The sequence below is a fragment of the Lysobacter firmicutimachus genome, assembly GCF_037027445.1.
GTDB classification, from domain to species: Bacteria; Pseudomonadota; Gammaproteobacteria; order Xanthomonadales; family Xanthomonadaceae; genus Lysobacter; species Lysobacter firmicutimachus.
On record NZ_JBANDL010000002.1, the window covers coordinates 2,715,569 to 2,738,855 of the forward strand.

A 23,287-nucleotide genomic window follows, 5' to 3' on the forward strand; every position below is an offset into this window, starting at 1 on the left:
GGGCGGTCCGCGATGCCGCAGCGGCGAACCGTCCCGCACCGCCATGCTCAGACCGCGTCCGAAAGCGAGGTGAACGTGAAATCGCGCAGCTTCATCGGCGGGATCATCATCACGAAGCTGGACTCGTCGCCCGCCACCCGCACCGGGCGGCCGAGTTCTTCGATGTTGTTGAGCATGATCACCGGCGATTCGTTGAAGCGGAAATTCTTCACCGGGTGCTTGATGACGCCGTTTTCGATGTAGAAGGTCCCGTCGCGGGTCAGCCCGGTCAGCAGCACCGTCTGCGGGTCGACCAGGCGGATGTACCAGGTGCGGGTGACCAGGATGCCCTTCTGGGTGCCTTTGATCAGCTCGGCGGTGGACTTGTCGCCGCCAGCCATCAGCAGATTGCCCGGCCGGCCGACCGCCTTCTTGCCCTGCTTCTGGGCCCAGTAGCGCGAATAGCCCAGCGCCGCGATCTTGCCGTTCTCGACCACGGCCATCTTCTCGCGCGGCAGACCTTCGTTGTCCCAGGGCAGCACCGCGGCGCGGGCGTCCCAGGGATCGGCGGTGATGTTGACCCGGCTGTCGTAGACCTGTTCGCCGAGCTTGTTGCCGCCGCCCTTCTTGGACAGGAAGCTGCGGCCTTCGTCGGCCTGGCGGGCGTCGAAGAACCCCATCATGAACGAGATCAGCCCGGCGGCCGCGGCCGGTTCCAGGATCACCGTGTACTTGCCCGGCTCCAAGGCCTTGGCCTCGGCCGACTCGGTCGCCTTGCGCATGGCGATGCGCACTTCGTTGTCGGCCTTGAAGTCGGCGGCGTCCTTGAGGTTGCGGCCGACCCAGCCCGAACCGCGGCCGTCGTCGGTGCGCACGGTGCAGGTGTAGTTGAAATTGGTCGCCTTCTGATAGCCGAAGTTGCCGTTGCTGTTGGCGATGGCGACGAAACTCTGGCCGTCCTCGAGGAAACCGGCGGCGGTCAGCTTGCCGGCGCGGCACGGCGCGATCGAATCGGAGGCGGCCTTGGCGCGGAATTCGGGATCGATCGCCGCGGTGGATTCGCTGAAGGTCGGGCTGGGCTTGTAGTCCTGCTTGCCGATCGCCGGCACGAACTCGGGATTCTCCGGCGCCAAGCGGGCCAGGTCCTCGGCGCGGCGCACCACGCGCTCCAGCGCGGCATCGTCGAACTCGTTGATGGTGGCCACGCCGACGCGCTTGCCGAAGGCCACCTGCACGGCCAGGTCGACGTTGCTGACGATGCCGCTGGTCGAAACGTCGTTGAGGGCGAAGCGGATGTTGCCGTCGATCGAGCCGGTCAGGGTCGCGGTGCATTCGTCGGCCTTGGACAGCGCGATGACCTTGTCCAGGATGGCCTTGGCTTCGGCTTCGGTGAAGATGCTCATGGTCGTTTCTCCTGCGCCGGTCAGCCGAGCTTGCGGGCGGTGTTGATGACGTTGACGCCGTTGAAGCGCGCCGTGGCGGAGCCGTGCGAGACCGCCGAGACCTGGCCCGGCTGCCCCTTGCCGTCGAAGAACGAGCCGCCGAGGCGGTAATCGCTTTCGTCGCAAACGGCGACGCAGGAGTTCCAGAATTCCGGCGTGCGGATCTGGTAGGCGACGTCCTCGAGCATGCCGGTGATCTTGCCGTTCTTGATCTCGTAGAACAGCTGGCCGCCGAACTGGGCGTTGTAGCGCTGCTGGTCGATGGAGAACGAACCGTCGCCGACGATGTAGATGCCGTTCTCCACGTCCTTGATCATGTCGGCGACACTGAGCTTGTTCTTGCCCGCCGCCAGCGACACGTTGGCCATGCGCTGGAACTGCACGCTGGACCAGGAGTCGGCGTAGCAGCAGCCGTCGGATTCGGTCTTGCCCAGGATGTGGGCCTGGTCGCGGATGGTCTGGTAGTCGACCAGCACGCCGTCCTTGATCAGGTCCCAACGCTTGGTCTTGACGCCCTCGTCGTCGAAGCCGACCGCGCCCAGGCTGCCGGCCTGGGTCTTGTCGGCGAACACGGTGACCTGGTCGCTGCCGTACTTGAACCCCGACTTGAGCTTGTCGACGGTGGCGAAGCTGGTACCGGCGTAGTTGGCCTCGTAGCCGAGCACGCGGTCGAGCTCGAGCGGGTGGCCGATCGACTCGTGGATGGTCAGCCAGGTATGCGAGGGATCGAGCACCAGGTCGTACTTGCCCGGCTTGACCGAGGGCGCGGTGAGCTTCTGCCGCGCCTGCTTGGCCGCGGCGATCGCGTCCTCGACCATGTCGTAGGAGTGGCTGTAGTTGACCACGCCGTTGGGCGACACCACCTTGCCCGACGCCGCGCCGTCCAGGTACTCGAAGCCCATGCCCATCGGCGAAGACAGGCCCTCGCGGGTGCGGAACTTGCCGCTGGCCTTGTCGATCGCGGTGACCGTCATCGGCGCCCACACCCGGTGCACGTCCTGGTCGATGTAGGAGCCGTCGGTGGAGGCGAAGTACTTCTGCTCGTTGACCAGGAACAGCATCGAGTTGACGAAATCGGCGCCGGCCTTGAGCGCGGCGGCGTTCACGCTCAACAACAGGTCCGCCTTGTCCTTGATCGGCACTTCCATGGCGTTCTTGCGGATGGGAGTCTTCCAGGCCACCTCGCCCACGCCCGGGGCCTGGGCCAGCTCGACCTTGGCGGTCTGGGTCTTGGCGTTGGCGCGGGCGATCGCCGCGGCCTGCCTGGCCGCCTCGGCCACGCTCTTGTCGTCCAGGCGGTTGGTCGCGGCGAAGCCCCAGGCGCCGTCGACCAGCACGCGGATGCCGATGCCGGTCGACTCGGTGTTGACCACGTTCTCGACCTTGTCCTCGCGGGTGATCACGAACTGGCGCAGGTAGCGGCCGATACGCACGTCGCAGTAGCTGGCGCCGGCGCCGCGGGCGGCGGTCAGCGCGGTGTCGGCCAGGCGCTTCTTGCGCGCCACGTCGAGCGGAACCAGCAGCGCTTCGGCGGCGATAGCGCTGCCGAAGGGAATCATCAGACCGGCGATGCCGAGCCCGGTCATGCCCAGGAAGTTGCGTCTGTCCACGTGATTGTCCTGCCCTGAGTGGCCCCGCGCGAGCGCGCCGGGCATGAGTGAATGAACCCGCCGGAATGTGCGCAGCGTCATTCACGGGCGTCAAGTGCATACCGGCACGTTTGCGCACGACGCGTACCGAATCGGGCGAACAATCACCCGGCAATGCAGGCGATTGTGCCGATGTTGCGTTGCGGGCATGACTTTCGACCTAGACCGCCGACCGCCAGATCGCTGGCCGGGTGCGATCGGCGAAGCCTCGGCGTCCGCACCGGGGCTATCATCGCCGGCGCGAACCTTACAGGCGGCCGACGTTGGGCATCTACGCGAACATTTTGATCCGCCGCGTCGCCGCCGACCGCGTCGACGACGCATGGCTCGACGCGATCTCGGCCGGACTTTGCCGCGCCATCGGCACAGACCGGTTCGTCTGGATCGAAAACCGGGCAGACCCCGATCTGCATGCGCTTCTCGTCGCTTGGCATGCACGACTCGCCGCACATCCGCTGGCCGAGGCTTATTGCCTTTGCGACCCAGACCTTTACGAGCCTGGCCTGTGCCACGAAGCCGACCGACGCAAGCACGAACTGTGGGCGCTGATGCAGGACGACCTGGATCCGCGCCCCCTGCAAGGCCAGCGGGTCGTCCAGCGCAGCATGAATCTCAGCCGCGAACCCGACGATCCGCCGCCGGGTTCGCGTTACGAGCAAGATGGCCCGCCGATAGACGCCGATCCGGGCGAATGCCTGCTCCAAATCCGCTTGTCCGGCAGCTACTACTATGAAGACTACCCATGCGGCGATCCGGTGTTGCATGCGGCGGTGGCCGACTGGCTCGATGCGCACATCCCCGGCTGCGAAGTCTGGTACGGCGGCGACGCCAGCGGTGTGCTCGCGGTACCGTTCGGACCGGACCGGCGCCGGCAATTGATCGAGCACGCCCGCGCCCGCGGCGATCTGAACCGATACTGGCAACCGCCCTCACGCGCCGATTGAGGCCCGCCCTGCGGCTCGACAGCGAACTCGCCCTCGCCGCCCGCATCGCCGACACCACCCGACCGCGCTATGGGCGCCGCCCGGCCCACGCGTTAAGCTTGCGCCATGCACACATTCCGGCACTGGATCGACGGACAGGCCCGCGATGCGGGCAGCGGCCGTTGGCTCGATGTCCACGATCCGGCCAGTGCGCTGGCGTATGCGCGGGTCGCCGCCGGCGGTGCCGGCGACGTCGACTTGGCCGCAGCGGCGGCGCAACGCGCTCTGCCGGGGTGGGCCGGGCTGCCGCCCAGCGAGCGCGCACGCTGGCTGGAGGCGCTGGCCGCGGCGCTGGAAGCGCGCACGGACGACTTCGCCCGGGCCGAGTCGCGCGACAGCGGCAAGCCGATCCGGCTCGCCCGCGAAGTCGAGATCCCGCGCGCCGTGGCCAACCTGCGCTTCTTCGCCCAGGCCGCGACCCAGTTCGCCAGCGAATCCCATCACGGCCAGGCCGGGCTGAACTACACCCTGCGCTCGCCGCTGGGCGTGGTCGCGACGATCTCGCCCTGGAACCTGCCGCTGTACCTGTTCACGTGGAAGATCGCCCCGGCCCTGGCCGCCGGCAATACGGTGATCGCCAAGCCCTCCGAGGTGACCCCGGCGACCGCCACCCTGCTCGGCGAACTCGCCGCGCAGATCGGTTTCCCGCCGGGCGTGCTCAATATCGTCCACGGCCTAGGCCCCGAAGTCGGCGAAGCCATGGTCCGCCACCCCGCCGTGAAAGCGGTCTCCTTCACCGGCAGCACCGCGGTCGGTCGACGCATCGCCGGCATCGCCGCGCCAATGTTGCGCAAGCTCTCGCTGGAGCTGGGCGGCAAGAACCCGACCTTGGTGTTCGCCGACAGCGACTGGCGCGCCCAGCTCGACACCCTGGTCCGCTCGGCGTTCCAGAACTCCGGACAGATCTGCCTGTGCGGTTCGCGCCTGCTGATCGAACGCGGCATCTACGCCGAAGTCCGCGACGCCCTGGTCGAGCGCGCGCAGGCGCTGCGCGTCGGCGACCCTAGCGACGAAGCCACCGCGCTCGGCCCGCTGGTCTCGCAGGCGCATTTCGACAAGGTCGTCGCCGCGCTCGAGCGCGCCCGCGGCGAAGGCGGCACCGTGCTGTGCGGCGGCCACGCGCTCGACCGGCCCGGCTGGTACGTCGCCCCGACCCTGATCGAAGGCCTGGGCCCGGACTGCGCCAGCAACCGCGAGGAGATCTTCGGCCCGGTCGCGACCTTGCAGGCCTTCGACGACGACGAGCAGGCCCTGGCCCTGGCCAACGCCAGCGACTACGGGCTCAGCGCCAGCGTGTGGACGCGCGACCTCAACCGCGCCCACCGCCTGGCCGCACGCCTCAACGTCGGCATGGTCTGGATCAACACCTGGCTGCAACGCGACCTGCGCACGCCGTTCGGCGGCGTCGGCGCGTCCGGCCTCGGCCGCGAAGGCGGCGTCGAGGCGATGCGTTTCTTCACCGAGGCCAAGAACGTCGGCCTCCATCTGGGATGACCGCTGCAATGAGTAGTACCGCCACCAGTCCGCTCGAAGACCTGCTCGAACGCAACCGCGAATGGTCCGAACGGATCAACGCCGAAGACCCCGAGTTCTTCGCCCGCCTGTCCCGCCAACAAGCGCCGGAGTATCTGTGGATCGGTTGCTCCGATTCGCGCGTGCCGGCCAACCAGATCATCGACATGGCCCCGGGCGAGGTCTTCGTCCACCGCAACATCGCCAACGTGGTCGTGCACACCGACCTCAATTGCCTGTCGGTGATCCAATTCGCGGTCGACGTGCTCAAGGTCAAGCACATCCTGGTGGTCGGCCACTACGGCTGCGGCGGCGTGCACGCCGCCCTGCACAGCCAGCGCGTCGGCCTGGCCGACAACTGGCTGCGCCATGTCGCCGACGTCGCCGACAAGCACGCCGGCTGCATCCACCACGCGCACAGCGACGAGCGCCACGACCGCCTGTGCGAGCTCAACGTGATCGAACAGGTACAGAACGTGTGCCTGACCACCATCGTCCGCGACGCCTGGACCCGCGGCCAGCCGCTGGCCGTGCACGGCTGGGTCTACAGCCTGCGCAACGGCCTGGTCCACGACATGGGCATCGACGTCGACGCCTACGACAAACTCGACGGTCTCTATGCCGCCGCGGTGGCGCGGGTCAACGGCTATCGTGGGGATTCGCCGCGATGAGCGACGCGGTGAGCGCCGCGCCGCGCCCGGTCGGCCGCTACCCGCACGCGCGCCGGGTCGGCGACCTGCTGTTCCTGTCCGGAGTCGGCCCGCGCGACGCGGCCAGCAACGCCGTGCCCGGCAATGTCCACGACGCCGAGGGCCGGCTGATCGCCTACGACATCGAGCTGCAATGCCGCTCGGTGTTCGCCAACGTACGCGCGGTGCTGGAAGCCAGCGGCGCGTCCTGGGACGACTTGGTCGACGTCACCGTCTACCTGACCGACATGGCGCGCGATTTCGCCGCCTACAACGCGGTCTGGGCCGAGTACTTCCCCGACATCGAACGCGCGCCCTGCCGCACCACCCTGGGCATCACCGCCTTGCCGACCCCGATCGCGATCGAACTCAAATGCATCGCCCGCCTGCCGACGGGCGTCGCCGAGGACTGACCATGCTGCCCGGCCCGATCAACCTGCAAGCCTGGATCGACGAACACCGCCACCTGCTCAAGCCGCCGGTCGGCAACAAGGTGATCTACGTCGGCGACTTCATCGTCATGGTGGTCGGCGGGCCCAACCAACGCACCGACTACCACTGGGACGAAGGCCCGGAGTGGTTCTACCAGCTCGAGGGCGAGATGATCCTGCGCATTCAGGAGGACGGCGCGGTGCGCGATATTCCGATCCGCGCCGGCGAAACCTTCCTGCTGCCGCCGCGCGTGCCGCATTCGCCGCAACGCCTGCCCGACTCGGTCGGCCTGGTGATCGAGCGCAAGCGCCTGGCGCACGAGGACGACGGCCTGATGTGGTTCTGCGAACGCTGCAACCACAAGCTGTACGAAGAATTCTTCAAGCTGCGCAACATCGAGACCGATTTCCCGCCGGTATTCGACCGCTTCTACTCCTCGCGCGAGCACCGCACCTGCGGCCAGTGCGGGCATTTGAACCCGGCGCCGGCGCGCTACGCGATGCCCGACACCTGAGCCTCGACCGATGCGGGCGCCCTCGCCACCGCCGTCGCCCCCGCCCAACGGCCTGCTCGCGGCCGCCGCGCAACACGTGCGCATGGTCATGAAACACGACCGGCCCGCCTGCCTGAACGACCGCGCCGAACCCAGCCCGGGATCGCCAGCGCCGGAACCGGCCAAGTAGACTGCCGTCATGCTCAAGATCGACACCCACGCCCACTACCTGCCGCGCGACTGGCCCGACCTGGCGCGCAAGTACGGCGACGACCGCTTTCCGGTGATCCACCACACCGACGACGGCCGCCACCGCATCTACAAGGACGGCAAGTTCTTCCGCGAGATCTGGTCCAAGACCTGGGACCCGGAAGAACGCATCGCCGACTACGCCCGCTTCGGCGTGCAGGTGCAGGTCATCAGCACCGTGCCGGTGATGTTCAGCTACTGGGCCAAGGCGCACCAGGCGCTGGACCTGCACCAGGCGCTCAACGAGCACATGGCCCAGGCCTGCCGCGACTACCCGCGCCACTACGCCGGCATCGGCACGGTGCCGCTGCAGTCGCCGCGGCTGGCGGTGCAGGAGCTGGAGCGCTGCATGGACCAGCTGGGCCTGCAGGGCGTGCAGATCGGCAGCCACGTCAACGACTGGAACCTCGACGCGCCGGAACTGTTCGAGTTCTTCCAGGCCGCCAGCGAACTCGGCGCGGCGATCTTGGTCCACCCCTGGGACATGATGGGCACGCCGAGCATGCCCAAGTACTGGCTGCCCTGGCTGGTCGGCATGCCGGCCGAACAGTCGCGCGCCGCCTGCTGCCTGGTGTTCGGCGGCGTGCTCGAGCGCCTGCCGAAGCTGAAGATCTGCCTCGCCCACGGCGGCGGCAGCTTCCCCTACACCATCGGCCGGATCGAGCACGGCTTCAACATGCGTCCCGATCTGGTCGCGACCGACAACCCGCGCAATCCGCGCGATTATCTGTCCCAGTTCTATTTCGACTCCTGGGTCGCCGATCCGCGCGCCTTGCAATACCTGCTAGACACCTGCGGCGTGTCGCGGGTCATGCTCGGCACCGACTATCCCTTCCCGCTCGGCGAGCAGTCGCCCGGCGCCGGCATCGCCTCGCTGCAGCTGCCGGCCGCCGATCAGGCCCGGCTCTACCACGGCACCGCGCTGGAATGGCTGGGACTGCCGAAGTCGCGCTTCGAATGAGCCGCTGCCGCATCGCCGCGTCCTGCGCCGCAACGCGTCCGCACCGAACCGCCACGAGCCCCGCATGCCGCACCTGACCCTGCACTACACCGCCAACCTCGCCGGCTTCGACGCCGATGCCGCGCTGGCGGCGATCAACCGCGTCCTCGCCGACAGCGGTCATTTCGATGAGGTCTCGATCAAGAGCCGGGCTCTGCGCCTGGATCACTACCGGATCGGCACCGCCGATGCCGGCCGCGGTTTCGTCCACGTCCAGCTCAAGATCCTGCCCGGCCGCGACGCTGCGGTGCGCGCGGCGTTGTCGCAGGCCGTGCTCGACGCGCTGCGCACGCTGTTGCCGGCTTCGGCCGGCGCGGCCGAATTCCAACTCTGCGTCGAAGTCGACGAGATCGTCGCCGACGTTTATCGCAAACATGTACTCGCACCGGACCCGCTTTGAGCCCATGACCGACCTGCATTCCGCGGCCCACGCCGCCGCCCTGGACGCCGCCGATCCGTTGCCGAGCCTGCGCGATCAGTTCCTGGTCCCGCGCCACGGCGGCGCCGAACAGGCGTATTTCGTCGGCAACTCGCTCGGCCTGCAGCCGCGCGGGGCCCGCGCCCACGTCGAGGAAGTGCTGGACAAGTGGGCGACCGAGGCGGTGGAAGGCCACTTCACCGGCCAGGCGCAGTGGATGCCCTACCACGAGCTGGTGCGCGAGCCGCTGGCGCGCCTGGTCGGCGCGCAGCCGCAGGAAGTGGTGGCGATGAACTCGCTGACCGCCAACCTGCATTTGATGATGGTCAGCTTCTACCGCCCGACCCGCGAGCGGCCGGCGATCCTGATCGAGGCCGGCAGCTTTCCGTCGGATCGCTACGCGGTGGCTTCGCAGATCGCCTTCCACGGTTTCGACCCGGCCACCGACCTGATCGAGCTCGAACCCGACCGCCCCGGCGGCCTGATCTCGATGGAACGCATCGAACGCGCCATCGCCGAGCACGGCCCGCGCCTGGCGTTGGTGCTGTGGCCGGGCGTGCAGTACCGCACCGGGCAAGCCTTCGACCTGGCCGAAATCGCCCGCCTCGCCCACGCCCAGGGCGCGCTGTGCGGCTTCGACCTCGCTCACGGCGTCGGCAACCTCGACCTGCGCCTGCACGACAGCGGCGCCGATTTCGCGGTCTGGTGCCATTACAAGTACGTCAACGCCGGCCCCGGCGCGGTCGCCGGCTGTTTCGTCCACCAACGCCATGCCGACACCGACCGGCCGCGCTTCGCCGGCTGGTGGGGCCACCAGGCCGCGACCCGCTTCCGCATGGGGCCGGAATTCGTCCCCACCGTCGGTGCCGAAGGCTGGCAGCTCAGCAACCCGCCGATCCTCGGCCTGGCGCCGCTGCGCGCCTCGCTGGCGCTGTTCGACCGGGTCGGCATGGCGGCGCTGCGCGACAAGTCGCGGCGTCTGACCGGTTACTTGGAAGCGCTGATCCGCACGCGCCTGCAACAGACCCTGGACATCGTGACCCCGGCCGACCCGGCCCAGCGCGGTTGCCAGCTCTCGCTGCGGGTGATCGGCGGCCGCGGCTTGGTCGGCCGCGAGGCCGGCCGCGCCTTGTTCGACCACCTCGCCGCGCACGGCGTGTTGGGCGACTGGCGCGAACCGGACGTGATCCGGATCTCGCCGGCGCCGTTGTACAACACCCATGCCGACGTGCAGCGCTTCGCGGCGACCGTCGAAGCCTGGGTCCATCCCGCCTGAGCACGCATCGCCAACCCGCGCTTCGTCGATCCCAAGGACCCGACGCCTTGAACAACGCCGCTCCCAAGCACCTCACCATCATCGGCGCCGGCCTCGCCGGCGCCCTGCTCGCCACCCTGCTCGCCCGCCGCGGCTGGCAGGTGGACGTGTACGAGAAGCGCGGCGATCCGCGCCAGCAGGGTTACCAGGGCGGACGCTCGATCAACCTGGCCCTGGCCGAGCGCGGCCGCCACGCGCTGCGCTTGGCCGGGGCGGACGATGCGGTGATGGCGCAGGCAGTGATGATGCGCGGCCGCATGGTCCACTTCCTCGACGGCCGCACCGACCTGCAGCGCTACGGCCGCGACGACAGCGAAGTGATCTGGTCGGTGCATCGCGGCGAGCTCAATCTGATCCTGCTGCAGATCGCCGAGGACGCCGGTGCGCAGCTGCACTTCCATCGCGGCCTGCACTCGGTTGATTTCGAGCGCCGGCTGGCGGTGTTCCACGACGACCGCGACGGCAGCTCCCACGAGATCGTGTTCGACAGCCTGGTCGGCGCGGACGGCGCAGGCTCGGCCCTGCGCGGGGCGATGAAGCAGGCCGCCGACCTGGGCGAGCGCACCGAATTCCTCGGCCATTCCTACAAGGAGCTGGAGATCCCGCCGGCCGCCGACGGCGGCTTCAGCATCGAACCCAACGCCCTGCACATCTGGCCGCGCGGCCGCTACATGTGCATCGCCCTGCCCAACGACGAGCGCACCTTCACCGTCACGCTGTTCCTGCCCAACGAAGGCGAGCCGAGCTTCGCCAGCGTGCGCAGCGGCGCCGACGCGCGGGCTTTGTTCGAACGCGATTTCGCCGACGCGCTGCCGCTGATTCCGCAATTGGAAGAGGACTTCGAGCGCAATCCGACCGGCTTGCTGGCAACCCTGTACCTGGACCGCTGGCACCTGGACGACCGCGCCGTGCTGCTCGGCGACGCCGCGCACGCGATGGTGCCGTTCCACGGCCAGGGCATGAACTGCGCATTCGAGGACTGCGTGGCCCTGGCCGAGCGCCTGCTCGCCGACGACGATCGCGCCCGCGCCTTCGCCGAGTTCCAGGCCCGGCGCCTGCCCAGCGCGCGCGCGATCCAGGCCATGGCGCTGGAAAACTATCTGGAGATGCGCGACCGGGTCGACGACGACGACTACCTGCTGCAACGCGCCCTGGAGCGCGAGCTGGCCGAGCGCCACCCGGACCGGTTCATGCCGCGCTACGCCATGGTCACCTTCCACCGCATGCCTTACGAAGTCGCGTTCGAGCGCGGCCAGCGCCAGCGCGAACTGCTGGTCGAACTGACCCGCGGCCACGACAGCCTGGGCAGCCTGGACTGGGACGCGGTCGACGCGACCGTGTGCGCGCGCCTGAGCCCGCTGCCCACGGACGAGTGAGCCCATGGCCGCGAGCTTCCTGTTCTACGACCTGGAAACCTTCGGCGCCGATCCGCGCACGACGCGCATCGCCCAGTTCGCCGCGATCCGCACCGACCCCGACCTCAACCCGGTCGAGACGCCGATCAGCGTGTTCGTCAAGCCCGCCGACGACCTGCTGCCCTCGCCGATCGCCACCCTGATCACCGGCATCGCGCCGCAGGACGCGCTGCGCGACGGCGTCGGCGAGGCCGAAATCTTCGCCCGCATCTTCGACGAGATGGCGCGCCCGCAGACTTGCAGCGCCGGCTACAACTCGCTGCGTTTCGACGACGAATTCGTCCGCCACGGCCTGTTCCGCAACTTCTACGACCCGTACGAGCGCGAGTGGCGCAACGGCAATTCGCGCTGGGACCTGCTCGATGTGCTGCGCTTGGCGCACGCGCTGCGCCCGGACGGCGTGGTCTGGCCGCAACGCGAGGACGGCGCGACCTCGTTCAAGCTCGAACACCTGGCCGAGGCCAACGGCGTGCGCGAAGGCGACGCGCACGAGGCCTTGTCCGACGTGCGCGCCCTGATCGGCATCGCGCGCAAGTTCAAGACCGCGCAGCCGCGTCTGTGGGAGTACGCCCTGCGCCTGCGCGACAAGCGCTTCGCCGCCGGCTTGCTCGACGTCATCGGCATGACTCCGGTGCTGCATGTCTCCCAGCGCTATCCGGCCGCGCGGCTGTGCGCCGCGCCGGTGCTGCCGCTGGCGCGGCACCCGCGCATCGACAACCGGGTGCTGGTGTTCGACTTGGCCCAGGACCCGCTGGCGCTGCTGAACCTGGCGCCGGACGAGATCGCCGACCGTCTGTACACGCCGACCGCCGACCTGCCCGAGGGCGAGGAGCGGATCGCGCTCAAGGAAGTGCACCTCAACCGCTGTCCGTCGCTGATCGCCTGGAACCATCTGCGTCCGGCCGATTTCGACCGGCTTCGGATCGACCCGTCCCAGGTCGAGCGCCGCGCCGCGCAAATCCGCGAGGCCGGGCCGGAGCTGGTCGAGAAAGTCCGCTGCGTCTACGCCCAGGACTCGGCGCGCGAGCCCGGCGATGTCGACGGCTCGCTCTACGATGCCTTCATCAACGAAGCCGACAAGCGCCTGTTCCGGATCGTCCGCAGCACCGCGCCGGAAGCGCTGAACAGCGTGGTCTTCGACTTCCGCGACGCACGCTTGCCCGAGCTGCTGTTCCGCTACCGGGCGCGCAACTGGCCGCATACCCTGGACGCCGGCGAACGCCGGCGCTGGGACGACTACCGGCGCCGGCGCCTGACCCAGGACGCTGGCCTGGCCGAATACGGGTTCGAGCGCTTCGGCGCCGAACTGCAGCAGGCCCGCGCGATGGCCGGCGAGGACGGCGCCAAGCAGGTGCTGCTGGACCGGCTGCAGGCCTGGGCGGCGGAGATCGAGCGCAGCCTGGGCTGAGTCGGGGCCGTAGGGCGAGCAGCGAGCACGGCCGGGACGCGCTTCCGCCGCGCCCGGCCGAACGCGACCTCCACACCGCTCCGTCCCGCCCCGGGCTACTCTCTCTCCGCCGGTTCCGTTTCGGCCGTCTACCCACTCTGCCGCCAACTTCCGCCTTATGCCCAGCTACTTCTCCGAGGCCAGCTTCAAATTCCTGCGTTCGCTGGCGCGCAACAACAACCGCGAATGGTTCCACGCCCACAAGGCGGCCTTCGAGGAGCGCGTACGCGGCCCCTTCCTGCGCCTGCTGACCGATCTGCAACCGGTGCTGGCGCAGGTCAGCGAGCACTACCGCAGCGAGCCCAAGAACGTCGGCGGCTCGTTGTTCCGGATCCAGCGCGATACCCGCTTCGCCAACGACAAGGCGCCGTACAAGACCCATCAGGGCGCGCGGCTGTTCCACGAGCGCGGGCGCCAGATCGAAGCGCCCTCGTTCTACATCCACCTGCAGGGCGGCGAGTGCTTCATCGCCGCCGGCGTCTGGCATCCGCAGCCGGACACCCTGCGCAAGATCCGCCATTTCGTCCTCGACAACCCGGGCAGTTGGAAAGCGGCCGCCTACGCGCCCGCGTTCCGCAAGCGCTTCGACCTCGACGACAGCGAAATGCTGACCCGCGCCCCGCGCGGCTTCCCGGCCGAGTTCGAATTCGCCGACGACCTGCGGCGCAAGAATTTCGTCGCCCTGCGCGCCATCGACGACGCCACCATGACCGGCCCGCGCCTGCTGTCTACCCTGGAAAAAGACCTGCAGGGCCTGGCGCCGTTCACCGACTACCTGTGCGCGGCGCTGGACCTGGAATTCTGAGAACCGGGCGGCCGCGGCCGGGAGACAAGGGGGAGCGAAGGTCGCAGCACGCGCCGCCTATCTCCTGCCCGCCGCCTCCTGTTCTAATACGCGTCCGCCCTCCGCAAGACGCCGCTCCGGTGCCCGCCGACTTCCGCCGCTACGCCCTGTTCTACCTCGGCTACTACGGCGTGCTCGGCGCCTACACGCCCTACATCGGCCGCTGGGTCGCCAGCCACGGCCACGGCGGCTACGCGGTCGGCGCGATGCTGGCGCTGTGGTACGGCGGCCGCATCGTGGCGCCGCCGACCTGGGCGCGTTGGGTCGCGCGCAGCCCGCGCCCGGGCCATTGGCTGTTCGCCGGCTGCCTGCTCGCGGCGCTGATCTTCGCCGGCTTCCTGCGTTACGACGGCGGCTTGGCGTTGTTCGCGGTGATGGGGCTGTTCGCGGTCTGCTTCAATGCGGTGATGCCGCAGTTCGAGGCCATGACCCTCAACGCGCTCGGCCCGCGCAATCACGACTACGGCCAGATCCGCATGTGGGGCTCGATCGGCTTCCTGCTGGTCGCGGCCAGTTACGGCTGGCTCCTCGACCGGCTCGGCGACGACGTCTTCATCTGGCTCACCCTGCCCTGGCTGGCGCTGACTGCGTTCGCGGCCTGGCTGCATCGCGCCGATCCGGCGCAGCCGCCGCCGGCGGCCGACGCGCCGCGCGACGCCTTGTGGCGGCGCCCGGGGATGCGCCCGCTGCTGATCACCGTGCTGCTGGTGCAACTGGGCTTCGGCCCGTTCTACGTGTTCTACACCCTGCATCTGCAGGCGCACGGCCACGACGGCTTCGCGGTCGGCCTGCTGTGGGCGATCGGCGTGCTGTGCGAGATCGCGATGTTCTGGCAGGCGCCGCGGTTGGTGCAGCGCTTCGGCGCGCCGCGCCTGATCGCCGCCTGCATCCTCGCCACCGCCGTGCGCTGGGTGCTGGTCGCCGCCTTCGCCGGCTCGTTCGCCTGGATGGCGCTGGCCCAGGTCAGCCACGCGCTGAGCTTCGCCGCATTCCACGCCGGCACGATGCGGCGCATGGCCGAACTGTTCCCGCAACGGCGCGACATGGCCGCGGCGCAGGGCCTGCTGTACGGCTTCAGCGGCGGCATCGGCGGCGTGCTCGGCGCCGGCATGGCCGCGCTGGCCTGGCAACGCGGCGGCGGCGCCCTGGCCTTCGCCGCCGGCGCAGCCTGCTCGGCGGCCGCACTCGCCGTGCACGTGTCGATGCAACGTCGCCGCACCGAAGCCCACGCCTGATCCGATCGCCGCCGTCGCGCAGCGCTGCGCGCCGATTCGCGCAGCGACGCGGCACAGTTGCGCGAACTGCACAAAGGATCACGCTTTACATCGCCCCGCTACCGCACTGCCGCATGACAGCAACATGCGCCTACGTATGCTCGAAATCCTGGGCCACGCAGGAAGCGACGGCCGGATCGCCGGACGTGCCGAAAGGAATTCGGCATCGCGCGTCGGGCATTCTCGGGGAGCAGACATGCAACAATTCCGCAATCGGTTGCGACCGTTGGCCGCAGCCGCCGTCGCCGCTGCGCTCGCCGCCGCGCCGCTGGCCGCCGCTGCCAACACCGGCGTCGCCTTCGTCCACGGCACCGGCAAACAGACCAACGCCTACCAGGACTACTGGAAGCCGGCGATGGTCGACAGCGTGCGCCAGGGCCTGGCCAACCCGGCCAATTACACCGTGGTCAACTGCGACTTCGAGCAGTACATGTGGGACAGCCGCGCCGCCGGCTGCCTGGCCCAGCAATTGACCGACTTCATCGCCGCCAAGCAGATCACCCGCCTGATCGTGATCACCCACTCCAACGGCGGCAACGTGATGCGCTGGATCTTGTCCAACCCGACCTACGACAGCCGCTATCCGAACATCATCGCCAAGACCGTGCGGGTCAACGCGATCGCGCCGTCCTCGGCCGGCACCCCGCTCGCCGATGCGGCGATGAACGGCAACGTGTTCGAACAGGCGGTCGGCTGGCTGCTCGGCTACAAATCCGACGCGGTGAAGATGCAGCAAGTCAGCTGGATGGCCAACTACAACCGCAACAACCTCTATGGCACCGCCGGCCGCCCGGCCCTGCCCAAGCCGTTCCGCAGCGTGGTCGGCACCGACGTCGATTCCTCGCCGTTCGACGGCGACAGCTACTGCGGCGGCTACGCCGAGAACGTCGGCCTGGAGACCACCCAGAATTGGCTCGACAGCTGCTCCGACGGCTTCCTCAACTGCTCCAGCCAGTCGGCCGCGGGCAGCGTCTGGTTCCAGGACAAGCAGCGCACCGCTGGCGGCGAGCCGCTGAGCCACAACCAGAGCCGGCGCGCTTGCTTCAACCTCAACACCATCCTGCGCAGCGACATGACCCAATGAGGCCGACGACCATGCGAACGATCCTGACTCTCGCACTGCTCGCCGCAGTCGCCGATGCCTTCGCCGCCGATGCGCCGATGCTGCCGCCGGCGAGCGCCGACCAGGTGCCGCAGCGGCTGAGCGCGCTGGCCGCGCCCAAGGCCGCGATCGAGCGCGCACCGGTGCGCTTCTCTTGGGCGCTGGACCCGTATGCGCCGCTGACCGCGGATACGCAACCGAGCGTGGTCGAGAGCCGCGAGTACTGGCAAGAGGCCGACGGCGCCGAGTTGCAGCGCGGCCTGGACCTGTCCACCAGCGCGCCGGGCGCCCTGATCCGGGTCAGCCCGGTCGCCGGCGCGGCGCAGGTACCCGCCGATGCGGTGCAACTGCGTCGCGCCGGCCGGCCGGTCGCGCTGGCCCAGCGCAACGACGCGGCGCAATTGCAGGCCGCCGGGCTGCAGGTCGCCGACGGCAGCGCCGCGGTGCAACTGGCCGACGAAGCCGGCCCGGGTCACTACGCCCTGCAGGTCGCGCAGGCGCGCGGCCGCTACCTGGTGCACGTGTACGAACCGCACAGCCCGGTGCGCCTGCACGCATCGCTGAGCCGCGACCGCGCCCTGGCCGGCGGCCGCAGCGAGGTGATCGTCGACCTCAGCGACGGCCCGCGCCAGATCGCCGACGCGCAAGGCAGCGCCTTGCTGGTCGCGCCCTCGGGCCGCAGCTGGCCGGTGCCGCTGCGCCGCGGCCGCGACGGCCGCCTGCGCGCGCCGGTGGCGCTGCCGGCCGATGCCGGCGACCAACCGCCGGGACTGTGGGAGGTTCAGGTGTTCGCCGCCGCCGGCGACGTCCAGCGCGACGTGCGCACCGCGCTCGCGGTGGCCCAGCCGACCGCGCGCCTGGAAGGCCGCTACGCCTTCGACCCGCGCCGCATGAGCTTCGATCTGCCGGTCCGCGCCGCCTCGCCGGGCCGCTACGAAGTACGCGGCACGCTGTACGCCAGCGGCCCCGACCGCGCTCTGCGCCCGGTCGCCATCGCCCACAGCGCACAGTGGCTGGACCGCGGCCAGGGCCGGATCGAATTGGCCTTCGACCGCCAGCAACTGCCGTCCGGCTTCGGCGCACCGTTCGAACTGCGCCAGCTCGAACTCAACGACCAGAGCCGCCTGGCCCCGGTCGAGCGGCGCGAACGCGCCGCGCGAATCGGGCGCTGAGCGCCGCGTCGCTCGCGGTTCAAAGCCCCGTCTCCGGCTTGCCGGGCGATGGCTACGCTTTCTAGCCGTCAGCGCCCCGCGCAGCAGCCTCGCATCTAGGTAGGCCCTCTCCCGCTTGCGGGAGAGGGGTTGGGGTGAGAGCCGTGCGGCATCGCGTCTCCGGCGGCCACGCTCGCGTGCGTCGCCGCGGTGAGTCGCGGCTCGCGCCGCTCCTACAGGCAAGGCGGTCCTCGCACACTGAGGCCGCCGGCCCACGCCGGCGACGAACTATCGCGCCGCTTAAGCCGGCGTAAGGCCGACACCGCTAATCTGTCGGCTCACCCTCACCGGACCGCCCCGATGAAGAAATGGATCGCCGCGCTCGCGCTCGTCCTGGCCCTGCTGCTCGGCTACGTCGCCGCCGGCCCGTTCCTGACCGTGCGTGCGATCCGTGCTGCGGTCAAGGAAGGCAACCCCGGCGAGCTGTCCAAACACGTCGACTTCGCCGCCATACGGCTCAGCCTGAAAGCCCAGGTCAACGACTACCTGGTGCGCCGCGCCGGGCCGGAGGTGCAGTCCAATCCATTCGGTGCGATCGGTCTGAGCCTGGCCGGCAGCGTCGCCGGCACCGCGGTCGATGCGATCGCTACGCCGATGGGCATCGGCGCGGTACTGGAAGGCCGCAAGCTGTTGCGCCGCGTCGACGGCAGCGCCGCAGACCGCGACGCCTACGCGCCGGTGGCGCCGGCCGAACCGCTCAAGAAGCTGAGCTATCGCTTCGAATCGCCCTCGCGCTTCACCGCCACCGTCGCCAACGCCGACGGCGACCCGGTGGTGTTCGTGCTGACCCGCGACGGCCTGAACTGGACCGTCACCGACGTGCGTGTGCCGCTGGAGCGCATGTTGCCCTGACCCGCCCCGCCGCCTCGCCCGGGCGCGCCGGCGACGCATCGACCGTGCCAAGAGCCGCACCGCCGGTCGCCGTAGTCGACCGCGCCTCCGGCACGATTCGTGCCGGCCGGTTTTTCACCCTCGACTAACGCCGTCGGGCGCAGCGTCCGCTCGTCCATCCGCAGTCATGAGGGTCGACGACATGAAACGCATCGCCCTGAGCGCGTTGATCGCGACGTTCGCCATCGCCCCGGCGCAAGCCGAGCACCACGAATTCCGCGCGGTCCTGGAAGGCGAACAAGAGGTGCCCCTGGTCTCCACCGCAGGCGGCGGCGGCTTCCGCGCCCGCATCGGCGACGGCGGCGCGATCCATTACGAGCTGTCCTATTCCGATCTCGAAGGCGCCGTGACCCAGGCGCACATCCACCTGGGCCAGCGCGGCGTCAACGGCGGCATTGCGGTATGGCTGTGCTCCAATCTCGCCAGCCCGCCGACGCCGCCCGGCGTGCAGGCCTGCCCGGCGCCGCCGGCGCGCATCACCGGCACCATCCTGCCCGCCGACGTGGTCGGCCCGGCCGGCCAGGGCATCGCCGCCGGCGAATTCGAGGAGCTGGTCCGCGCGCTGCGCCAAGGCAACGCCTACGCGAACGTGCATACCAGCAAGTTCCCGGGCGGCGAAGTGCGCAGCCAACTCGGCGATCGGCGCAACGACTGAGGCGCCCGATCGAACCGGCGCGACGCCGGCTCGAAACAACCGCCGTCCGGACCAGGTCGTCTCAACTTTCCCAGGGTCGGACGACGACGCCGCGCAAGTCGCGCGCGGGCGTGGTCTGTGGTTCGCGCCGCGACGGAGGCTCAGCGATTGGCCACGCCGTGCGGCACATGACCGGCAGCGACGTGATCGCGCGCCGAGCGGATGTTGTGCTCGGAATCGTCGAAGAAGATGTCGGCGCCGAAGGCTTCCAGGAACGGCCCCTTGGAGCGGCCTCCAAGGAACAAGGCTTCGTCGAGGCGGATGTTCCACTCGCGCAGGGTACGGATGACCCGCTCGTGCGCCGGAATCGAGCGCGCGGTGACCAAGGCGGTGCGGATCGGCGCGTCCTGGCCGACCGGAAACGCCGCCTGCAGCCGATGCAGGGCGTCGAGGAAGCCGCGGAACGGGCCGCCCGACAGCGGCTCGCCGGCGTGGCTGCGCTCGTGCTCGGTGAACGCGGCCAGGCCGCCCTCGCGCGACACGCGCTCGCCTTCGTCGTCGAAGATCACCGCATCGCCGTCGAAGGCGATGCGCAATTGATCGGGACTCAGATGCGGCGCCAGCCGCGACGGCGGAGTCGCCGGCAGCAGGGTCGCCGCGGCCACGCCGGCGGCGAGCGCGGCGCCGACGTCCTCGGCATTGGCCGACAGGAACAGGTCGGCGCCGAAGGGACGGATATAGGGAAACGGCGGCGCGCCGTTGCTGAAGGCCGCGCGCTTGATCGACAGGCCGTGATGGGCGATCGAATTGAAGATGCGCAGGCCGCTGTCGGCGGAATTGCGCGAGATCAGGATCACCTCGACCCGGGGCGCCTCCGCCTGCGCGCCGTGATTGAGCGCCAACAGCTTGCGCACCAACGGAAACGCGATGCCAGGCCGCAGCACGTCGTCCTCGTGATCGCGCTGGAACGCGGCATAGGCGTCGATGCCCTCGCGCTCGAACAGCGCGTGGCTGTCCTCCATGTCGAACAGGGTGCGCGAGGAAATCGCGACGATCAGGGGGTCGGCATCACGGTCGGGCATGGAGGCATTGTAGGACGCGTCCGGGCGGATGTGGCGGCGGCGGAGAGAAGCAGCGGACGACCCGATGACAGCGCAACGCTCCGACGGCCGCCGGCCTCCCGGCTCCTATCCGCTGGCGTCTGCCCTTATCCTTGCCCTTTCGCCAGTCCGGACCCGCTCCATGCCCGCCAGCCCCGCCTCGCCCGCTTCCGATCCGCAGCTCGGCCACGCGCTCAAGTCGCGGCAACTGGTGATGATGGGCCTGGGCAGCGCGATCGGCGCCGGCCTGTTCCTCGGCTCCGGCGTCGGCGTGCAGACCGCCGGACCGGCGGTCCTGCTGTCGTATCTGATCGCCGGCACCCTGATCATCATCGTCATGCGCGCGCTCGGCGAAATGGCGGCGGCGCGCCCAACCAGCGGCGCGTTCTCGGTCTACGCCGCCGATGCGATGGGGCCGACCGCCGGTGCGACCCTGGGCTGGCTGTGGTGGGTGCAAATCGTCATCGTGGTCGCGGCGGAGTCGGTCGGTGCGGCCGGCTTGCTGGCGACGGTCTGGCCGGGCCTGCCGGTGGCGGCGACCTCGCTGGTGTTCATGACCGCCTTCACCCTGGTCAATCTGCTCGGGGTGCGCAATTTCGGCGAATTCGAGTTCTGGTTCGCGATCCTCAAGGTCGGCGCGATCCTGGCCTTCATCGCCATCGGCGCGGCGCTGCTGCTGGGCCTGTTGCCCGAGGTGGCCTCGCCCCGCTTGTCCAATTTCACCGATCACGGCGGCTTCGCGCCCAAGGGCTGGGCCGGGGTCGGCGCGGCCTTGCTGGTGGTGGTGTTCGCGTTCGGGGGCACCGAGATCGTCGCCGTCGCCGCAGCCGAAACCCAGGACCCGGAACGCAGCATCACCCAGGCCATCCGCACCGTGGCCTGGCGCATTCTGGTGTTCTACGTCGGCTCGCTGGCGGTGATCATCGCCGTGGTGCCGTGGACCAGCGAGGCGCTGAAGTCGCCGTTCGCGGCGGTGCTGGAGGCGGCGCGGATTCCGGGCGCGGCCACCGCCATCACCCTGGTCGCGGTCGTGGCCCTGCTGTCGGCGCTCAACGCCAACCTCTACGGCGCCTCGCGCATGATCTACTCGCTGGCCCAGCGCCGCGAGGCGCCGCGCTTCCTGACCCACCTCAGCCGCAGCCAGGTGCCGGTGGCGGCGGTGCTGGCCAGCGTCGCTTTCGGTTTCGTCGCCACCGCGCTGGAGTTGCTGTACCCGGAGAAAGTGCTGCCGGCGCTGCTCAACGTGGTCGGCTCGACCTGCCTGCTGGTGTGGACGCTGTCGCTGCTCTCGCAGCTGATCCTGCGCCGCCGCGCCGATCGGGCCGGCACCGCGTTGCCGTTCAAGATGTGGGCCTTCCCCTACGTGACGTGGCTGGGGCTGGGCATCCTCGCCCTGGTGTTCGCCCTGGCGCTGATGACCCCGGGCCCGCGCGTGCAATTGCTGTCGACCGTGGCCCTGACCCTGGTCATCGCCGCGCTCAGCGAGGTCGCCCGGCGCCTGCGGGCGGGCCGCTGATCCAGGCTCGATTCGTCGTTAGAAATATGGGCCAAGTCGTTGATCGAAGAAATTAATCGCGCGTCACTTAATGTCATTTCGAGCTGCCGTGCCCGCAGCCGACGGGGCGGCGGAGCCGACCCGACATGAACTCCGAAAGCCACCGCGTCGGTCTGGTCGGCGCCCTACTGATGCGCGACGGCTTGGTGCTGCTGGGCCTGCGCGCCGGCTTCAAGCGCCTGGCGCCGAACCGTTGGGACATGCTCGGCGGCCATGTCGAACCGGGCGAAACGCCCGAACAGGCGCTGCGGCGCGAAATCGAAGAAGAAGCCGGCGTTCGCATCGACGTCTGCGCGCCATTGGCCGAAGTGGAGCGCGACGGCATCCGGCTGCGGATCTATCGCGTCGACGCCTGGCGCGGCGAGCCGCAGGCCTGCGGCGACGAGCACCGCTGCCTGCATTGGTTCGAGCCGGCGCAGGCCGCCGCGCGACCCGACCTGTCCGATCCCTGGATGCGCGAGTTGCTGCTGAAACTGGCCTGAGCCGCGGCCTCAGCCGCTGGTGAACTGCTCGATCAGCATGCGCTCTTCGAGGTTGTGCTCGCGGTCGAACAGCAGGGTCACGGTGCGGTCGCGCGATTCGCGGATCATCACCTCGACCACGTCGCGCACCTCGTGCGAATCGGCGGTGGCGCTGACCGGGCGCTTGTACGGGTCGAGCACGCGGAATTTGACCTCGGTATCGGCCTTGAGCAGCGCGCCGCGCCAGCGCCGCGGCCGGAACGCGGCGATCGGGGTCAGCGCGATCACCGCCGAACCCAGCGGCAGGATCGGCCCGTGCGCGGAGAAGTTGTAGGCGGTGCTGCCGGCCGGCGTCGCCACCAGCACGCCGTCGCAGATCAGCTCGTCCAGACGGGTCTGGCCGTTGAGGTCGATCCGCAGGTGCGCGGCCTGGCGGGTCTGGCGCAGCAGCGAGACCTCGTTATAGGCCAGCGAGCCGAAAGTCGCGCCGGACTCGGTCTGGGCCACCATCTCCAACGGCCGCAGCACCGCCGGTTCGGCCGCGGCCAGGCGTTCGAGCAGGCCGTCGCCGGCATCGGCGTACTGGTTCATCAGAAAGCCGACCGTGCCCAGCTTCATGCCGTATACCGGTTTGCCCAGCGCGCCGTGGCGATGCAGGGTCTGCAGCATGAAGCCGTCGCCGCCGAGGGCGACCAGCACATCGGCATCGCCGGGTTCGTGCTGGCCGTGCCGGGCCGACAGGACGGCGAGCGCGCGCTGCGCATCGTCGGTGTGACTGGCGAGGAAGGCGATGCGGGGCGTCGCGGTCATCGGCGGCTCCGTGAACAGGCCGCCAGCATAACCCGCCGGCCGTGGCGGTTTCCGCACGCCCCGTCGCGCCTCGCCGATGCCGGCCTGCGGACGCATTCCGCAGGACGCGCCGCACCGTTCCAGGGTAGGAGCGGCGTCCCTCAGGGATTCCCTCTGGTCACAAGCCGCGACCGCGTCGCCACAGCCACGGCGCAAGCGCAGCGATCCCTGTAGGAGCGGCGTAAGCCGCGACCGCGCCGGCTCGGCTGCGGCGCCGGCCCGGATCGGCCGTGGTTCTGCGGTCGCGGCTCACGCCGCTCCTACAAGAGGGGCGATGCTTGCGCCCATAGCCATACAACAAAGAGCCCCTCCCTGGCGGGAGAAGGCTCGATGGCAGCGATCC

The 23,287-nt window shown here is 69.7% G+C and carries 22 protein-coding genes; 18 read left to right on the forward strand and 4 right to left on the reverse strand.

Annotated features, from left to right (window positions below; genetic code table 11):
- Nucleotides 1-47 precede the first annotated feature (47 nt).
- Together V2J18_RS11985 and V2J18_RS11990 are read right to left on the reverse strand one after the other, a co-directional pair.
- Nucleotides 48-1,382 carry a TldD/PmbA family protein gene (locus V2J18_RS11985; protein WP_064748270.1) on the reverse strand — a complete coding sequence of 445 codons (1,335 nt, stop codon included), beginning with the start codon at nucleotides 1,380-1,382 and terminating at the stop codon, nucleotides 48-50.
- A 20-nt stretch (nucleotides 1,383-1,402) separates the two neighbouring features.
- Complete coding sequence (locus tag V2J18_RS11990; RefSeq protein WP_336131889.1) at nucleotides 1,403-3,031, reverse strand: TldD/PmbA family protein; 1,629 nt, start codon at nucleotides 3,029-3,031, stop codon at nucleotides 1,403-1,405.
- Nucleotides 3,032-3,333: 302 nt separating this feature from the next.
- Here V2J18_RS11990 and V2J18_RS11995 point away from each other — a divergent pair, with 302 nt between their 5' ends.
- From V2J18_RS11995 to V2J18_RS12070, 16 genes are all read left to right on the forward strand, one after another.
- The gene (locus V2J18_RS11995) at nucleotides 3,334-4,014 is read left to right on the forward strand and encodes a hypothetical protein (RefSeq protein ID WP_064748272.1); all 681 of its coding nucleotides are present in this window, start codon (nucleotides 3,334-3,336) and stop codon (nucleotides 4,012-4,014) included.
- Between the two features lie 105 nt (nucleotides 4,015-4,119).
- Nucleotides 4,120-5,547, forward strand: coding sequence for an aldehyde dehydrogenase (locus tag V2J18_RS12000; protein WP_064748273.1), 1,428 nt, complete (start codon nucleotides 4,120-4,122; stop codon nucleotides 5,545-5,547).
- 8 nt (nucleotides 5,548-5,555) lie between these two features.
- Nucleotides 5,556-6,236: a carbonate dehydratase gene (gene can, locus V2J18_RS12005; protein WP_336131890.1), complete on the forward strand. Its 681-nt coding sequence runs from the start codon at nucleotides 5,556-5,558 to the stop codon at nucleotides 6,234-6,236.
- Nucleotides 6,233-6,667, forward strand: a complete 435-nt coding sequence (locus tag V2J18_RS12010) for a RidA family protein (protein WP_064748275.1) — start codon at nucleotides 6,233-6,235, stop codon at nucleotides 6,665-6,667. The genes can and V2J18_RS12010 overlap by 4 nt, the downstream gene beginning before the upstream one ends.
- Before the next feature lie 2 nt (nucleotides 6,668-6,669).
- Nucleotides 6,670-7,200, forward strand: coding sequence for a 3-hydroxyanthranilate 3,4-dioxygenase (locus V2J18_RS12015; RefSeq protein WP_064748276.1), 531 nt, complete (start codon nucleotides 6,670-6,672; stop codon nucleotides 7,198-7,200).
- A gap of 178 nt (nucleotides 7,201-7,378) precedes the next feature.
- The gene (locus V2J18_RS12020; RefSeq protein ID WP_064748277.1) at nucleotides 7,379-8,389 is read left to right on the forward strand and encodes an amidohydrolase family protein; all 1,011 of its coding nucleotides are present in this window, start codon (nucleotides 7,379-7,381) and stop codon (nucleotides 8,387-8,389) included.
- A gap of 64 nt (nucleotides 8,390-8,453) precedes the next feature.
- Nucleotides 8,454-8,828, forward strand: a complete 375-nt coding sequence (locus tag V2J18_RS12025; protein ID WP_064748278.1) for a 5-carboxymethyl-2-hydroxymuconate Delta-isomerase — start codon at nucleotides 8,454-8,456, stop codon at nucleotides 8,826-8,828.
- A gap of 4 nt (nucleotides 8,829-8,832) precedes the next feature.
- Entirely contained in the window at nucleotides 8,833-10,122 is a 1,290-nt protein-coding gene (gene kynU, locus V2J18_RS12030) for a kynureninase (protein ID WP_064748279.1), read from the forward strand.
- Nucleotides 10,123-10,169: 47 nt separating this feature from the next.
- Entirely contained in the window at nucleotides 10,170-11,537 is a 1,368-nt protein-coding gene (locus V2J18_RS12035) for an FAD-dependent oxidoreductase (RefSeq protein ID WP_336131891.1), read from the forward strand.
- Nucleotides 11,538-11,541: 4 nt separating this feature from the next.
- The gene (sbcB, locus tag V2J18_RS12040; protein ID WP_336131892.1) at nucleotides 11,542-12,984 is read left to right on the forward strand and encodes an exodeoxyribonuclease I; all 1,443 of its coding nucleotides are present in this window, start codon (nucleotides 11,542-11,544) and stop codon (nucleotides 12,982-12,984) included.
- 157 nt (nucleotides 12,985-13,141) lie between these two features.
- Complete coding sequence (locus tag V2J18_RS12045; protein WP_336131893.1) at nucleotides 13,142-13,828, forward strand: DUF2461 domain-containing protein; 687 nt, start codon at nucleotides 13,142-13,144, stop codon at nucleotides 13,826-13,828.
- Nucleotides 13,829-13,947: 119 nt separating this feature from the next.
- Nucleotides 13,948-15,102 carry an MFS transporter gene (locus tag V2J18_RS12050; RefSeq protein WP_064748283.1) on the forward strand — a complete coding sequence of 385 codons (1,155 nt, stop codon included), beginning with the start codon at nucleotides 13,948-13,950 and terminating at the stop codon, nucleotides 15,100-15,102.
- 235 nt (nucleotides 15,103-15,337) lie between these two features.
- Complete coding sequence (locus V2J18_RS12055; protein WP_064748284.1) at nucleotides 15,338-16,225, forward strand: hypothetical protein; 888 nt, start codon at nucleotides 15,338-15,340, stop codon at nucleotides 16,223-16,225.
- 11 nt (nucleotides 16,226-16,236) lie between these two features.
- Nucleotides 16,237-17,415 (forward strand): DUF4785 domain-containing protein, encoded by a 1,179-nt coding sequence (locus V2J18_RS12060; RefSeq protein WP_064748285.1) that lies wholly within the window; start codon nucleotides 16,237-16,239, stop codon nucleotides 17,413-17,415.
- A 339-nt stretch (nucleotides 17,416-17,754) separates the two neighbouring features.
- Nucleotides 17,755-18,306, forward strand: coding sequence for a DUF2939 domain-containing protein (locus tag V2J18_RS12065; RefSeq protein ID WP_064748286.1), 552 nt, complete (start codon nucleotides 17,755-17,757; stop codon nucleotides 18,304-18,306).
- Nucleotides 18,307-18,487: 181 nt separating this feature from the next.
- Nucleotides 18,488-19,000, forward strand: coding sequence for a CHRD domain-containing protein (locus V2J18_RS12070; protein WP_064748287.1), 513 nt, complete (start codon nucleotides 18,488-18,490; stop codon nucleotides 18,998-19,000).
- Between the two features lie 140 nt (nucleotides 19,001-19,140).
- Here V2J18_RS12070 and V2J18_RS12075 read toward each other — a convergent pair whose 3' ends face one another.
- Nucleotides 19,141-20,061, reverse strand: coding sequence for a 5'-nucleotidase (locus tag V2J18_RS12075; RefSeq protein ID WP_064748288.1), 921 nt, complete (start codon nucleotides 20,059-20,061; stop codon nucleotides 19,141-19,143).
- A gap of 160 nt (nucleotides 20,062-20,221) precedes the next feature.
- On the opposite strand from V2J18_RS12075, the gene V2J18_RS12080 reads away from it, so the two are divergent.
- Both V2J18_RS12080 and V2J18_RS12085 read left to right on the forward strand, forming a co-directional pair.
- A complete protein-coding gene (locus tag V2J18_RS12080) occupies nucleotides 20,222-21,595 on the forward strand; it encodes an amino acid permease (RefSeq protein WP_064748289.1) in 1,374 nt (457 codons plus the stop codon).
- A gap of 125 nt (nucleotides 21,596-21,720) precedes the next feature.
- Nucleotides 21,721-22,116 (forward strand): NUDIX domain-containing protein, encoded by a 396-nt coding sequence (locus tag V2J18_RS12085; RefSeq protein ID WP_336131894.1) that lies wholly within the window; start codon nucleotides 21,721-21,723, stop codon nucleotides 22,114-22,116.
- Between the two features lie 9 nt (nucleotides 22,117-22,125).
- On the opposite strand, the gene V2J18_RS12090 is transcribed toward V2J18_RS12085, so the two are convergent.
- Nucleotides 22,126-22,905: an NAD kinase gene (locus V2J18_RS12090; protein ID WP_064748293.1), complete on the reverse strand. Its 780-nt coding sequence runs from the start codon at nucleotides 22,903-22,905 to the stop codon at nucleotides 22,126-22,128.
- Nucleotides 22,906-23,287: the final 382 nt, after the last annotated feature.